Here is a 15,071-nt window from a genome sequence, read left to right as displayed (position 1 = left end):
TAAGAAGTGCCTGCTGGGGGGATCGGTGGCCTTTCGGGAGGTATGAATATCATTCAATCCGGAAATGTTCACGGTTGAACGGGTGAATCGTTTTTCGGATTCGCGAGCTTACCCCTGTCACCCCAGATGGGTCCGCGCCCAGCCCGCCGTGGTGTTCCGGTCCCAGGCCATCAGGGGCAGCAGATCCACCGCCCACCCGGGCCACCGCCGCGGCGGCAGGGGAACGAAGGCGACCGGGGTGCAGCCCGCGTGCAGCAGGGCGCCGACCCACTGCTCCCACTCGCCCCTGGTGCCGCGCCTGGGGCTGTGCGGCGGGCCGCCCAGCCCCAGGTCGGTCAGGACCAGCACCCGCGTGCCCCGCGGCGGCGGAGCGTACCGCTGCCAGCTCCAGCGCAGACCGGGGCCGGTGCCGCGCGTCGGGCAGTCGTCGAAGTAGAGCACCTCGGTGCCCTCCCGGCCGACGATCGTCCGCACCCTGTCGATCATCTCGTGGACGTCCCTGCTGAACGGTTCCATCCCCGTCCCGACATCGGCCAGCAGTTGGACGCCGTAGCGCAGGGTGCGCACCGGCAGGTGCGGCAGCCCCGCCACCGGCCGGCCGGTGGCCAGCAGTCGGATGACGCCGGGGATGTCGAGCTCCCCCTCCGGCACGTCGCGGGACAGCGCCCGGTGCAGGACCGCGTTCGCCGACCGGGGCGCGAGCAGCGGCTCGTGCCCCGGTCGGGCGTCGGGGGAGCGGGGGTTCTGGGCGGGCAGCGCGGCACCCGACCAGACCGGCTCGGGCGGTGGCTCGAAACCGACCGGGGGGAGGAGCGGCAGGGTGCCGGTCGCGTCCACGGCGACCGGCACCGCCGCGTCGGTGTGCGAGCCGTCGTCGCGGGCGCCGGCGCCCTGCCCGCCCGGCGCCGGGCCGCCGCCGGGCAAGTCCAAGGCGGCCGGCCCCGCCGGTGCGGCCGCGTCGTCGGGCGCCGCCCCCCGCACCTCCATGCCCAGCAGCCGTGCGATGGCCTGCTGCCGCGCCGTGTCACCGGGGGACGCCAGGGACAGCGCGCGCACCACGTCGGCGATCCAGACGCCGCCCGGCACGCTCACCGCTCGGGTTGCTGCGGCTTGAGCAGGACGAGGCGCTTGAGCAGCTCCCACTGGCTGTCGGAGGTTCGTATGCCCAGCGCGCGGCACGCGCGCAGCGCGTCGAGATACTCGGCGGTGCTCGGCATGCGCAGCGCCTGCTTGCGCGCGTCCTGCCGCGCCCGCACCAGCTCGTCGGCCAGCGCCTCGGCCAACTGCCGGTCGGCGGCGCAGAAGTCGCCGAAGGAGTGCCGCAGATGCGCCTCGGCGATGCTGACCAGGCGCTCCTTGTCGTGCTCGGGCAGCCACGCCACGACGCAGCGCCGCAGGAAGGCCTGGGGCAGTTCGCGCTCCTCGTTGGTGGTGATGACGATCAGGTGGCGGCTGCCAGAGCCGTCCAGGCCGCCGGGGGTGCGGGGCGGCTCCTTGGCGACCCGCCGGCCGGTCTCCGAGACGGTGAACTCGTTGGACCCCAAGGGCACCAGCAGCCCGTTCGGCAGGTCGGGGTCCGCCTTGTCGATCTCGTCGACGAGGACGACCGCGTGATCCACCGACCGCCCGTCGTTCGGGTCGGCCTGCGGCGGCAGCGCCCGGCCGGCTCCCGCCCCGCGCCGCCCGGCAGCCTGCACGGCGGCCGCGGAGCCGGGGGCGAACGCCCACCACAGCGGGCCGGGGACGAGGTAGCGGTCGTCGTCCGCGAGTGCCCGGCCCCGCGCGTGGACCTGGGCGTCGCTGAGCCGGCGTACGTGGTCGTAGGTCCACAGCAGTTCGGTCGCCTGCGTCCGGGCGGAGACGACCTTCTCGTAGTAGCGCCACTCGCGCTGCCGGGCGATGTAGGGGGCCAGGGAGGACTTGCCGGACCCCGGGTCCCCCCGGAGCAGCAGCGGGCGGCCGGTCGCGAGCGCGACGTCGACCGCGAGGTCCACCTCGTCCTGGAGGACGTAGACAAGGCCGTCGCGGCGGTCCGGCGACTCCACCGGGTCGGTGGCGCCGGGGTCGCCGGACGGTCCGGGCTGGGCTGCTGGCATGGTCCGTTACCTCCAGGAACCTGAGCCGTTGAGTCGGTCGGGGATTGCTTCGAGATCGCGGGCGAGGCGGTAGCCGTCGGCCTCCTCGCCCCCTTGCAGCGGCGGCGTCACCACCACCGCGTCCTCCAGGTCCCAGGCCCGCAGCGTGTCGGGGGCGGGCGCGCCCGCCCCGGTGAGGAGCAGGACGATCAGCCAGGGGTGGTCGCGGCGCAGCTCGCCGAGCACCGTCGCCACCGTCCGCTCCCGCAGGCCGCGCGGGTTGATGGTGAGGAAGTGCAGGGCGCCCGGCCGGGGCTTCAGCTCGGCGACGGGAAGATACGGCGGGGCGTTCAGCAGCCTTCTGACGGCCTCGCGGCAGTGTGCCAGGGTTTCCGCGGCCTGGTCCTCACCCGCGGGGACGGCGCCGACCGCCCTGACCCAGTAGCGCGGGAAGTCCAGGCACATGGCGCGGTGGATGAACTGCTCGGCCGTCACGTCCTCGTGGACGTTGATCGCCACCGTCATGGCGTCGTGAGCGCCATGCGGGGCCGGGAGTATCTGCCGCGCCACCTCGCCGTTCACCCAGGCCGGCGTGACCTGGACGATGAGCCTGCGCAGCGTGTCCAGGTCAAGGTGCGGGGCCACCTCCATGACGGCGTCCGCCAGCCGGGGGCCCAGCGAGACGTCGAGCATCTGGTAAGCGAGGAAGTGGTGGGCGCCGATCCGGGCTTCGAGCTCCGGCAGGTCCCCGTCGGCCAGGCCCAGCGCCCTGCCCGCCGCGGTCAGGGCCTTCGGCTTCCGGGTGCGTTCGAGGTGGTCCGCGATCACGCCGATCCACCTGCGCATGCTGTCGGACGCGGGCCCGAGGTCCGGCAGGGCGGCGAATTCGTCCAGTACGCGCGCCACGAGCGGCCCGAGGGCGGCGGCGTCCGGCGCCGACGGGACCTCACCCGCCTCGGACGGCACCCGATGCGCCTCGGAGGGGTCCGCGGGAATCCGCGCCGCCTGCACGGGCAGCACCTCCCCCAGACCGCGGGCCTTCACATCCGCCGACGAGACGTCACCGATGAGCACCGGTATCACCAGCAGCCGCGGATTCAGCGCCCGGCGCCACAGCAGGATGTTCACCTCGCGCCTGACCCAAGCGGATTCCAGCGCCCTGCGGTTGAGCAGGATCACCGCGGCGTCGCACTCGGCCAGCCACTGGTAGAGCGCGGGGCACCAGTCCTCGCCGGGTCGCAGCGCCTGGGAGTCCACCTTCACGCGGTAGCGCTTGTGTGCGAGGCCCGCGGTGACCGCGTCGAGCACCTTCCCCGCAAGGGGGTCGCCCTTCGAACTGTGGCTGACGAACACCTCGATCGCCGCCCCGCCCCCACCCGACGACCGCTCGGCCACAGCGTCCGCCCCCCTCCCACACCACGATTGTCGTCCGCGCTTCGCAGCCGGACAAACGACGGAGAAGGCCCACGTGACGCTGATATACCGTCATACCATCTACGGCCGAGGGGCGTTGGCGATACCGTCGGTGACGGGGGTGGATGCGGCATGGAGCCCGACTCGGTCGATCGGTCGGTCGACCGGCGTGTGGTGTCGGTCGCCCGCAGGGACGGCGACCTTCGCAGCCGGGCGACCGGCTACCTCCTCTCGCCGCGGCTCGTGCTCACCGCGGAATACGTGGTGGGCCCCGGCAGGATGTCGGTCGGCGTGCTCGGGCGCGAGATCGGCTGCACCACCCACTGGATCGGCGCTCGATCGAACGCGGCGCTGCTGCTCCTCGACGAAGCGGTGGATGCCGCTCCACAGGCCGAGGTGGAGTGGGGCCGGCTCGCAGCGGACTCGTACGTCCTCGGCTCCGCCGTCGGCTTTCCCGTCCGCGACACCGGTGAACGCTCCGCCGTCGGAGGGCCGCGCAGAGAGGAGTTGACGGGACGGCTGTACCCGGCGCGACGCGGCGGCGGTTATCTGGTGGAAGGGTCCAATCCCTGGCCCCCCGACCCCGACGCCTGGCTCTGGATGTCGGGGGCCGCCTTCATCGCGGACGGCCTGCTGATGGGCCTCGTGGTCAGGAGCGAACCCAGCAGTGGGCGACTGGCGATCGAGCCCGCCTGGAGGCTCCTCCGAGAGCCGGGTTTCCTCACCGCGCTGGGCCACCGCCCGGTCCTGCTCACCCCGTCGCCCTATCTGCCGTTCGAGCGGCGCTATCTGGCGCAGGTGGCACGGCTGCACGGCGTCCTGCCCCAGTACGGCACGCGTCTCGGCCGCGGCCCCCGCAGCGACCTGCCGCTCGATGCCGCGTACGTGCCGCTGTCCGTGGCCGAGGTGGCGCCCGACAGCGGTTCGAACGCCGCGAGGGAGGCGTACTCCGTCGAGGACGTCGTGGCACGCCACGAGCGGGTGTTCCTCGTCGGCGGCGCCGGTTCCGGTAAGACCACGCTGCTCCAGTGGCTCGTGTCGGTCTACGCCGACCGCCGGGTGGACACGACGGGCCACGCCCCCGAGGAGCTGGTGCCCTTCCTGCTGCCGCTCCACAGGCTGCTGTCCGACCAGGACCGCCTGCCCTCGCCTGAGCGCTTCCTCTCGGGGATCAGCGACCTGCTCGCGGTGCCGGCGGACTGGCTGACCCGGACGTTGGCCGCCCAGCGCGGCCTGTTCCTCCTCGACGGCCTGGACGAGATCCCGGAGGCGGCCCGGCGCCGAGCGCCGCGCTGGACGGGGGAGTTGCTCGCCGCCTTTCCCGGCAGCCGGTGGGTCGTGGCGTCGCGCTCCGGCGACGACGCGTGGGGCGCCGACCTCGGATTCACCACCGCCGTGCTGAACGACATGAGCGAGCGGACCGTCCACAACTTTGTCGACCGATGGTTCTCGGCCGACGGGCCCCGATCGCGCTCCCAGGCGGACGGCGATCGGCTCTCGCTGCACGCGACCCTGCGCGAACATCCCGAGCTGGCGGTGCTCGCCGCGAATCCCCTGATGTGCTCCATCATCTGCACGTGGGGCTGGGACCGGCGACTGCCTCTCAGGTGGATCCAGTTGTACGACGTGCTCCTGTCGATGATGCTCGGGCGGTGGGACCAGGAGCGCGGGGCCACCCCGCGCCTGGCGCTTTCCGGGGCCGAGCAGACGCAACTGCTCCAGGCCGTGGCCTACTGGCTCCTCCGCAACGGCCTGAGCGCCGCGGACCGGCGGGAATACCTGTCGATCGTGCAGCGCCAACTGGTCTCCCTTCCGTCCGCCGAGCAGGACGCGGCGGCAGTCGGCGGTCTCCTGCTGGAGCGCACCGGCATCCTGCGCTCGTCAGCGGAAGGCTCGGTCTCCTTCGCCCACCGCACGTTCAGGGACTTCCTGGCCGCGAGGGCGGCGGTGGAGTCCGCCGACCTCAGCCTCCTGGTGGCCAACGCGGACCGCCCGCAGTGGGAGGACGTCCTGCGCTTCGCGGTCGGCCATTCCCGGCCGCCCGAGAGGGAGCACATCCTCAGCGGGCTGCTCGACCGGGCGGACCGCGAGCGCGCCGAGAGCCGCCGGCTGGAGGTGCTCGCCTTCTCCTGCCTCGACTACGCCCCGGTGCTGGAAGACGAGTTGCGCCAGGAGGTGGAGCGCCGGGCGGCCCGCCTGCTCCCGCCGCGTTCGGAACGGGAGCGGGTCCTGCTCAAGAGGATCATCCCCGCCCTCCCGCCGCTGCCGCCGTCCGGCGGCGGCGCCGCAGGACGAGCCCCCTCGCCCGCCGGGCCGGTCCTGCGCCTCGGCACCCCCGGCACCGAACGCCCGGTGTCGCGGTACGTCCTGCGCGCCCGGCCCGCCGCGCCGGCACCCGCACCGGAGCCGCCGCCGCAGCTGGAGCTGCGCCCACTCGCCCCCGGGGTGCGGGAGTTGGCGGTCGCGCTGAGCGTGGCCACCCGCATCGAGCCGGAATTGATCAGGGCCGTACGCCTGCGCGTGCTGCCGCACCTGGACGTCGGCGCCGAGTCCGACCTCTGGTTCAGCGACTGGGTGGCCTCCCGCACCGCGGACGCGATCGCCCTGCGGCGCGAGGTACTGCCCGAGCTGCGCGCCGAACTGGCCACGGTGGTCGCGGGCTGCGCCCCCGGCGACCCCTTCCGCGACCTGTGGCAGGTGGTCACCCGCGTCCACGCCCAACTGCCGCCCGCGCTCGCCCTGGAGGAGCAGCTCACCTGGGCCTACGTCACCGGCGGCCCCGACGCCCGGGAGCAGTTCGACCTGGCCCTGCGACCGGCGCTGCGCGCCCTGGTCGAGGAGGGCCGTACGGGAATCGCGGACTGGTTCGCGGGCGCCTGGGGCCGGTTGCCGCCCGAGGTGCGGGAGACCACCACAGGCTGGCAGCTCGCGGCACTGGCCCGCAGACACGCCCCTGAGGTCGAACTCGGCGCACCGGCGGCCCCGCAGAGCCTGGACATCGACGATGTCGCCGTCATCGCCGAGGAGTTGTCCGACGTGGCACTCCCCGTCGCCCTCCACGGCTCCGAACTCGTGCTCGGCGGCCCGGTGTCGAACGCCTTCGGCGCGGTGCCCGTCCCCGACACCGACCCCCGCCTCGTCGACGTGATCGTCTACGCCGACGAGTCCGACACCGCCACCCGGGCCGTCCGCACGGTCACGGTCGAGCCGGGGCAGCCCGTGACCGTGACCGTCGGGGACGCGGGAGTGAGGCTGCGCAATGCGCGCGGCACCGAATACGCGGTCCGGCGGAGCCGGGCGACGCCGCTTCGCTCCTCCCTGCCGCACCCGCTCACGGTGCTGCACGTCCCGGACGACGCTCCCGCCGCCGCGCTGGCCTTCTCACCGGACGGGACCCTGCTGGCCACCGGCGGCTCGACCTCGGATGTGTGGGTCTGGGACGTCCGCACGGGTCGGGAACGGGCTTTCCTCACGAGGGACGGCGCCGTGTGGGCGCTGGCGTTCTCCCCGGACGGGACCAGACTTGCCGTAGCCGGGGCCGGCGGTGTGGTGCTCTGGGAACACCTGAACGGTGAGCGGACGGAGGGCGTGCAGTCTTTGGGCACCGTCCGCGCGCTGGCCTTCTCCCCCAACGGCGAACTGCTCGCCACCGGCGCGCAGGACGGGGCCGTCCACCTGTGGCGGCTCGACGGCTTCGAATCCATCGGTCTCGCGCGGGCGGCGCACGACGGCAGCGTACTGGCGATGGTGCTGCCCCCGGACGACGAGGCCACGGTGGTGGTCGCCGACGCGAAGAACGGGGCGGTGCGGATGTGGTCGGCCTCCCCGGACGACCCGCCGCTCCGGACCGAGATCAGGCACGGCTCCCGGGTGCCGGCGGCGGCCTTCTCCGCGGACGGCGGGCTGCTGGCCACCGGAGGTGACGACGGTACGGTTCGCGTGTGGGACCGCACCTCAGGTACGGCGACCCGCCACGTGCTCGACGAGGCCATGGACGGCGCCCGGCCGCTCGCCCTGTCGGTGGGCGGCGACCTGCTGGCCGTCGGCGGAAGAGACGGGGCGGTCCGGGTTTTCCCCCTCGACCGTTCCTGACGGCGGCGGGGCGGACCTGAAGTCCGGCGGCGGGTCCCACCTGGCCTTTCCGAGCAGGTCGCCGAAGATCCAACTCATTGCGACGAATGTCGATTACTGATAGGAAAGAGGCACACCGGCGTCGTCACATGTTCGAATTGCGGGGGTACATGTGGTCGCGGCGGTCCCGCCTCCTTCGGCACGGCAGCTCTCGTCACCGCGGCGCCCGGACGTCCGACGCCGGCTTCGGCGACTCCTTCCGGCCGCCGTCCGGCGGTCCACCCAGCAGGGATCGGCCCTGGCAGCCGTCACCGTCTCGGTCCTGCTGTGCGCGACGGCGCTTGCCACCCTCGTGACGCTGGCGGGCAGTTCGGTCGGATCCGGGCAGATACGCAGGCTCGCCGCCGACCCCGACGCCCAGATATCCGTCAACGCCTCCTTCGACCCCGGGGGGATGGCCGCCGCCGACCGCGACGTCAGGGCCGCCGCCGCGAGGGTCTTCGCCGGAGTGCCGCAGCGGACCTACGTGGGGCTGCTGGGCACCGCGCCCGTCGCGGTGAAGCGGGTCGACGGGGGCACGAAGGTGCCCGACGGTCCCGGCGGCAGCGGACTCCACCCCGTAGCGGTGCAGGACGGGCAGTCCTTCGGGCGGCTGGTCGCCGGGCACTGGCCCGCGGACGCGGCGGACGCCCCGGCCGGAGCCTTCACCGCGCTGCCCACCGTGCGGGTCGGCACCGGGTCCGGCGCCCCGGTCGACGCCGCCGTGCCCGAGCCGCTGGCCCGGCGCCTCGGGCTCAAGCCAGGTTCCAGCGTCCTGGTGCAGGACGACTTCAGCCGCAGGATGACGCTGCGGATATCCGGCGTCTTCCAGCCGGCCGGTGCGGTCGGGTTCTGGCCCGCCATGGCCGGGAACCTGTCGGAGAACGAGACCGCCGGCCAGAAACTGCTGGTCGTTCCGGCGGCGGCGCTGAACGGCAGTGCCGTGCTGAACGGGCATCTCACGGCCCACTGGAGTGTGCAGCCCGACTTCTCCCGGCTCGACGCCGCAGACCTCGCCGGGCTGCGCGACCGGGTCCACGCCTTCTCCGGCAGCCACAGCGCACTGTCGGTCTTCGGCGGGAAGACGCCGCCGCTCGACGACCTGAACATCTCCTCCGGCCTGCCCGGAGCGATCGACCAGCTTGCCGTACCGGCCCTGGCGGCACGGTCCGAGCTGTATCTGCCGAGCGTGATGCTGGCGGTTCTCGCCCTGGCCACGCTGGTGCTCGCCGGCCGCCAGACGACCGTACGCAGGCGCGGCGAACTGGCCCTCCAGCAGGCCAGGGGCTCGGGCACACTGCGGCTGTTGCGCGGCGCGGGAGCCGAATGGGCCCTCACCGGCATCCCGGCGGCGATCGCGGCACCGTACGCGGCCGGTCTGCTGCATCCCGGCAGCCGGGGTCCCGGCGCCTGGGCGGCCGTGGGGCTGACCCTGCTGGTGCACGCCGGGGCGGTGATGCTGCCCGCGCTGCCGCAGGTGCGGGTGCCCGCGGCCCGCGGCGCGCGGGCCGCCGTCGCGCAGCGGCTGGGCGCCGACCTGGCGCTGCTGGCCGTCGCGGTGCTCGGGTATCTGGAACTGCGGCGGCACCACTCGCTGATCGGCGCCGCGGGCGCGTCGGCAGGCGGCGACCTGTCCGTCGACCCGGTGCTGGTGCTCGTGCCCGCCCTGGCGAGCGGGGCCGCGGCGCTCCTGCTGCTACGGCTGCTGCCGCTGACGTCCCGGCTGCTCGACGCCTTCGGCCGCCGCAGCCGGACACTGATCGGCGCGCTCGCCGGGTGGCAGCTGAGCCGGCGGTCCGCCCGCAACGCGGGACCGGTCGTGCTGATGTGCCTGGCCGTGTCGGCGAGCGCCTTCGCCACCACCGCGCTGGCCTGCCTGGGCGGCCTGACCACCGCGCAGGCCGCCTACACGGTCGGCCCGGACGTCAGGGTCGCCCCGGCCGCCCAGGACAGCTACCCCTCCGCGATCCTCGACGGCGCCTATCGCGCCCTTCCCGCGGTGACGGGCGTGACACCGGTGACCCGGACGACGGCCAACCTGCCGGGCGGGGCCACCGAGGAGCTGGTGGGCACGATCGCCGGACCCGCGCCCCGCACCCGGTCCCCGATCTCCTACGGGATCACCCTCACCGGCCGTCCGACCGCGCTGCTGCTCGACGAGACGCTGCGCAGCGACGGCGACACCTCCGCACCGGTCATGGCGCTGACCTTGCAGGACCCGACCGGACTGCAGAGCACCGTGTCCGCCGCCCTGCCGGCCGCCGACGGGACCAGGCACGTCCTCGCGGTCCCCCTCGGCATCCCGCTGAGCGGCGGCCACCCGCGGACGTATCCGCTCACCGTGACCGCCATGAGCGTCCTGCCGAAGCCCGGAGTGCACCCCGCGCGGCTCGACCTGAGGCTCAACCGGATCGGCTCGCGCGGCGCCACCGACAGCTGGTCCGCCGCACTGCCCGCCGGGCAGGCCTGGACCGACGGCACCCCCCACGCCGCGGACGCCAAGTCGGCGGCCTGCGGCAAGAACGGCCCCGACAGCTACGCCTTCATCGGCGCCCCCGGCGTGTGCGCGATCCTCCCCGGCGGCACCGGCCTGCTGCGTGCCGACGTCAGCACCGGCTTCCAGGACCCGCAGGCAGCCGGCGGCGGCTCCGGCCAGGACGACGGCCTGGGCGAGATGAAGACCGCGCCCGGCGGCCAGGTGCGATTCGTGGCGAGCCCCGTCGGCGGACCGGCGCCGCTGCCCGTGACAGCCGACGCCACAGCACTGCGCGACGGCCACCTCGTCGTGGGCGGCACCACCACCCTCGACGTCGGCCTCGGCGCCCCGGTCACCGCCAGGATCATCGCCGAACCCGGCTCGCTGCGCGGGCTGGGCCGCGGGCAGGGCCACCTGATCGCCGACCAGCGGCAGCTCACCACCGCGCTGACGCTCGCCGGCGGCCTCCAGCAGGACCCCGCCTTCTGGTGGATCGACAGCGCCGACAGCGCGCGTACGGCCGCCGCCATCGAGGCGGAGCCCGCCCTGGGACAGGTGACCACCACGGCGAGCGCCGCCGCGGCGCTCCGCTCCGACCCCTTCCGCCACGGGCTGCGCCGGGTGCTCGAACTGGTCCGGCTGCTGGCCCCCTGCTTCGCGGTCGTCGCCTTCACCGTCCACGCGGTGGTCACCACCCGGCAGCGCCGGAAGGAATTCGCCCTGCTGCGGGCGATCGGCATCCGCTCCCAGGGCCTCTCGCTGCTGCTGAGCGCGGAGCAACTGGGCCTGGCGCTCTTCGCGGTGATCCCCGGGGCGCTGATGGGCATGGCGCTGGCCTCGACCGTGCTGCCGCTGGTCACCCTGGACGACACCGGCCAGGCCCCTTACCCGCCGCTGCCGGTGGTCCTGCCGTGGGGCACGGTCGCGCTGGTCACGGTGCTGACCGCCCTCGCCATCAGCGCGGTCGTGCTCGCCCTGGCCCGGCTGCTGGCCCGAGTGGACCTGGTCCGCGTCCTGCGAGCAGGGGAGGACCGTTGAACCGCGCGGCCGAAGACGAGGGGAAGCAGCGGACCGCGACGCGGTCCGCGGGAAAGGGCGCCGCGATGACGCTGCGCCTGATCCGCAGGGAGACCCGCGGCGACCTGCCGCTACTGGCCTGCCTCGCGGTGCTGGTCGTCGTGCTGGCGGGACTGTGCGCCTGGGCCCCCGCGGTGGCGGGCCGCCAGGAGGACCGGGCGCTGCGGCAGCGGATCGACGCCGCGCAGGCACAGGGCCCCGTCGTCAGCGTCAGCACCGTGCCCGAGGTCTTCACCTCCTACCCGCCCGCCGTCGACATGGCCACCCTGCTCGGCGACGGCCGTACGCTCGCCGGGCGGCTCAGCGGCTCAGCGGCGCGGGACCTCGCCTTCGCCGGCGGCAGATACGACTACAACCAGGCGGTCCTCGACTCACCGATCCCGCCCGGTCCCGCGGTGACCAGCACCAAACTGGCGATCAGCCACCTGCCGGGCGCCGCCGCGCACCTGCGCTACACCAGCGGCCGGGCACCCGCCGACGACACGCCGCTCGGCACACCGCCGCAGGTCGCGCTGTCGCAGGCCACCGCGCAGGCACTGGGGGTCGGGGTCGGCAGCCGGCTCGACCTGGAATTCGCCAAACTGCCCACCGCACAGCTGGCCGACCCCAAGGCGGTCCTCGTGGTGAGCGGGGTCTTCCGCGCCACGTCCGGCGCCGACGACTTCTGGAGCGGCCACGCGGCACTGGTCCAGCCGCTGCGCTATCCGACGCAGAACGCCGGCGGCACCGTACTCGCCGCCGGCGGACTGGTCGGCACCGACGCCGCCGACCTGCTGGCGAACGCCGGGGTGTCGGGGCCGCTGGTGACCTGGCAGCTGCGGGCCGACCTGCGGCAGGCGGCGCTCGACCGGGCCCGCGCACTGGCCGGGCCGCTGTCCCAGTTCGCCGCGGATCTCAACGCGGCGCTGTGCCAGGGGTCCGACGTCTACACCGGCGACACCAGCTGCCAGGTCGGCCCCCAGGCCACCGGGCCGCTGCTGGTGACCGACGCCCTGTCGCCGCTCCTCGACACCTTCACCGCACAGGACCACCAGGCCAGGGCGCTCGCCGACTTCGCCGTCGACTCGCTGGCCGCCATCGCGCTGGCCACCACCGCGGTCGCCGTAAGGCTGCTGCTGCGCCGCAGGGAGGCGCACCTGCGGCTGCAGCGAGCCCGGGGCGCGTCCACGGCGCGGCTGGTCCTGCTCCGCAGCGCCGTGGCCTGGCCGGTGGTGCTGCTCGCCGCCCTCCTCGGCTGGGCGGCCGGCCGGCAGCTCGCCCCGGCGGGGACCTCCGGGTCTGCGCAACCGGTGGCCGCCGCCGTCGCCGCCGCGACCGTGGCGCTGACGCTGTCACTGATGACCTGGCTCGCGGTCCGCGAGCCGCCCAGGCCCGGCCGGCTGCGGCGCTCGCGCCGCCGCCTCGCCGGCGGCCGGCGCCTCGTCCTGGAGCTGACGGTGCTGCTCATGGCGGCCGCCGGGGTGGTCGCGCTGCGGTTCCAGGGCCCCGACGGGGTCCTGGGCGCGGTGCCGGTCCTGGTCGCGCTGGCCGCCGTACTGGTCCTGCTGCGGATCTACCCGCTCGTCCTGCGCCTCCTGCTGGGCCGCACCCGTCGCAGCAGGGGCGCCGTCGGCGTCATCGGCATGGCCCGCGCCACGCAGGACGCCCCGGCGACCGGGCTCGCCCTCTTCGTCCTCGTCCTGACGCTGGGCACCGCGGTCTTCGGCGGCCTCGTGCAGCGTACGGTCGGCGACGGCGCGGCCGCGGGCGCTGCCTGGAGCACCGGCGCCGACGCCGGCGCGACCGTCGCGGACATCACGACGCCCGCACCGGGCGCGCTCGCCGGCAACACCGGGATACGTACGGCCCTCCAGCACCTGCGCCCCCTCGACCTGGTGGGGCAGGCCGACGGCGCCGAGATTTCCGCGGTCGCCGTGATCACCGTCGACCCCCGGCAACTGGGCGCCGTCGCCCCGAAGTCGCCGCTGGCCGCCCGGCTGCTCGCCGCGCTGGGCGACCCGCCGCCCGTACGGTCCGGCGGGAGCGTCCGGCTGCCGTCCCTGATCTCCCCGGCCCTGCGGGCGAGCGAGCACACCGGCGGCTTCACCTCCACCGTCGCGGCGCACGGCGACCGGTCCGTGAGCCTGGTGCTCGACCCCGTCGGCACCCTCACCACCGCCGAGCTGCGCGACCCCCTGCTCGGGCCGGTCACGGCACGGGTCGCGGCCGGGACGCCGATCCTGATCACCAGCGCCGCAGCCGATCGCCTGCTGCCGCAGCAGTCCTCCGGCAGCACCGTCCTGCTGCTGCGCGGCGACGGTTCCACCGGCGACGCGGCACTGCGGTCGGCAGCGGCCCAGGCGCTGGGGCCGCTCGCACAGATCCGCACCCGCTCGCAAGCCCTGGCGACCCTCCGCGAGGACGGCCTGACCCGGGGGCTGCGCACCGTCTACGCGACCAGCTCGGCCCTCGCCGCCCTGGCCGGACTCCTCGCCGTCGCCATGGAGCTGATCCTCACCTTCGACGAGCGCAGCCGCACCACGTCGCTGCTGCGTACGCTCGGACTCGGCGGCCGGCAGGCAGGGGCGGTGCACTTCCTGCAACTGCTGCCGCTCGCGGCGGCGTCCGCCGTGGGCGGCACGCTCCTCGGCCTGCTCGAACCGCGACTGCTGGCACAGACCCTGGACCTGCGCCAATTCACCGGCGGCCCCGCCCAACCGGCGCTGCGGACCGACTACACCCTGACCGTCGCCCTGGTCGGCGGCGTGGCCCTGGTGGTCTTCGCCGCCGCGATCACCGAGTCCGTCCTGGCCCGCAGGCGCCGTCTCGGCGCCGTCCTACGCCTCATGTGAGGCTTCCGGCTCCTCGCGCTCGGGGTCCGGCCGCTGCGCGGCCGTGGCGGGCCACACCCCGATGTGGTCGGACTCCAGGGCCAGCCGCACCCGCTTGCGCATGTGCAGGCGCTCGGTGAACTCGCTCGGCAGCTGGAGCCGCCCGTGGCGGTCCATCACCGTGTACTCCTCGGCGGCGAGCGCCTCGACACCGTCCTCGTCGGTGGCCACCCGGCGCACCACCTCGGTCGAGGTGCGGCCGTTGCGGATCCGCACGGTGCGCTGGACCTGCTCGGAGACCAGCGAATCGTGGGTGACCACGACGACGGTGACGCCCAGGTCCTTGTTGGCCCGGCGCAGGGCGGCGAAGACCTCGTCGCTGGTGGCGGTGTCCAGCTCGCCGGTGGGCTCGTCGGCGAAGAGGACCTTGGGCTCGTTCGCGTTGGCCACCGCGATGGCGACCCGCTGCTGCTCCCCGCCGGAGAGCTCGTCCGGGTGGCGGTCCCGGCAGTGGCCGACACCGAGCAGGCCGAGCAGCTCCTCGGCGCGGGCCCTGCGCCGGGAGCGGCCGGTCCTGGTGTAGGTCATCGGCAGCATCACGTTCTCCGCCGCCGAGAGGTACGGCAGCAGGTTGCGGGCCGTCTGCTGCCAGACGAAGCCCACGGTGGCACGGCGGTAGCCGAGCCGGGCGCGGCGCTTCATCGTCAGCAGGTCGTGCCCGGCGACCTCGGCGGAGCCGGCGGTGGGGACGTCCTGGCCGGACAGGATGCCCAGCAGCGTCGACTTGCCGGAGCCGGAGGCCCCGATCACCGCGACCATCTCGCCTTCGGCGACGGCCAGGTCGAGGCCCTGCAAGGCCTGTACCTCCACGCCGCCGGTCTGGTAGATCCGCACCAGGTTCTCGCAGACCACCAGTCCCTCTTCGCGGTGCGGGGTACTGACCGCGGCGGCCCGCCGCCGCAGTTCGTCCAGGTCCGGTGCCTCGCCTCGGTCCTCGGAAGCTGACACGGGTCCTCCAGGGATACGGCGTGCGGTGGTGGCGGTTGCCGGGCAGGGCCAGGATAGTGCGGCGGCCCGGCCGGGTGACCGGCCGGGCCGCCTGACTGCGGG

Annotated in this window: 7 protein-coding genes; 3 read left to right on the top strand and 4 right to left on the bottom strand. The window is 74.6% G+C overall.

Going from position 1 to position 15,071, the window contains the following annotated elements; all coding sequences use genetic code 11:
* Window positions 1-117 precede the first annotated feature (117 nt).
* The 3 genes from OG900_04030 to OG900_04020 are packed head-to-tail and all read right to left on the bottom strand — an operon-like array spanning window position 118 to window position 3,470.
* Complete coding sequence (locus OG900_04030; protein ID WUH89395.1) at window positions 118-1,092, bottom strand: hypothetical protein; 975 nt, start codon at window positions 1,090-1,092, stop codon at window positions 118-120.
* Complete coding sequence (locus tag OG900_04025) at window positions 1,089-2,096, bottom strand: MoxR family ATPase (protein ID WUH89394.1); 1,008 nt, start codon at window positions 2,094-2,096, stop codon at window positions 1,089-1,091. Before OG900_04025 ends, OG900_04030 begins: the two co-directional genes overlap by 4 nt.
* A gap of 6 nt (window positions 2,097-2,102) precedes the next feature.
* A complete protein-coding gene (locus tag OG900_04020) occupies window positions 2,103-3,470 on the bottom strand; it encodes a toll/interleukin-1 receptor domain-containing protein (GenBank protein ID WUH89393.1) in 1,368 nt (455 codons plus the stop codon).
* A gap of 150 nt (window positions 3,471-3,620) precedes the next feature.
* Between OG900_04020 and OG900_04015 the strand changes: the two genes are divergently transcribed.
* The 3 genes from OG900_04015 to OG900_04005 all read left to right on the top strand — a co-directional run bounded on the left by OG900_04015 (window position 3,621) and on the right by OG900_04005 (window position 13,982).
* Window positions 3,621-7,580, top strand: coding sequence for an NACHT domain-containing protein (locus OG900_04015; GenBank protein ID WUH89392.1), 3,960 nt, complete (start codon window positions 3,621-3,623; stop codon window positions 7,578-7,580).
* A gap of 151 nt (window positions 7,581-7,731) precedes the next feature.
* Window positions 7,732-11,112, top strand: a complete 3,381-nt coding sequence (locus tag OG900_04010; GenBank protein ID WUH89391.1) for an ABC transporter permease — start codon at window positions 7,732-7,734, stop codon at window positions 11,110-11,112.
* On the top strand, window positions 11,109-13,982 hold the full coding sequence (locus tag OG900_04005; GenBank protein WUH89390.1) for a hypothetical protein: 2,874 nt from the start codon (window positions 11,109-11,111) through the stop codon (window positions 13,980-13,982). Before OG900_04010 ends, OG900_04005 begins: the two co-directional genes overlap by 4 nt.
* On the opposite strand, the gene OG900_04000 is transcribed toward OG900_04005, so the two are convergent.
* The gene (locus OG900_04000) at window positions 13,968-14,933 is read right to left on the bottom strand and encodes an ABC transporter ATP-binding protein (GenBank protein WUH95604.1); all 966 of its coding nucleotides are present in this window, start codon (window positions 14,931-14,933) and stop codon (window positions 13,968-13,970) included. The genes OG900_04005 and OG900_04000 overlap by 15 nt on opposite strands.
* Window positions 14,934-15,071 lie beyond the last annotated feature (138 nt).

Origin of the sequence: Streptomyces sp. NBC_00433, from assembly GCA_036015235.1 — a bacterium.
Lineage (GTDB): Bacteria > Actinomycetota > Actinomycetes > Streptomycetales > Streptomycetaceae > Actinacidiphila.
Note: the sequence above shows the minus strand (reverse complement) of the source record. Positions and strands in the feature narration are given on the sequence as shown.

Coding starts and splice junctions, on each gene's coding strand:
- OG900_04025 (WUH89394.1), bottom strand. CDS start 2,096: ATGCCAGCAGCCCAGCCCGGACCGTCCGGCGACCCCGGCGCCACCGAC.
- OG900_04015 (WUH89392.1), top strand. CDS start 3,621: ATGGAGCCCGACTCGGTCGATCGGTCGGTCGACCGGCGTGTGGTGTCG.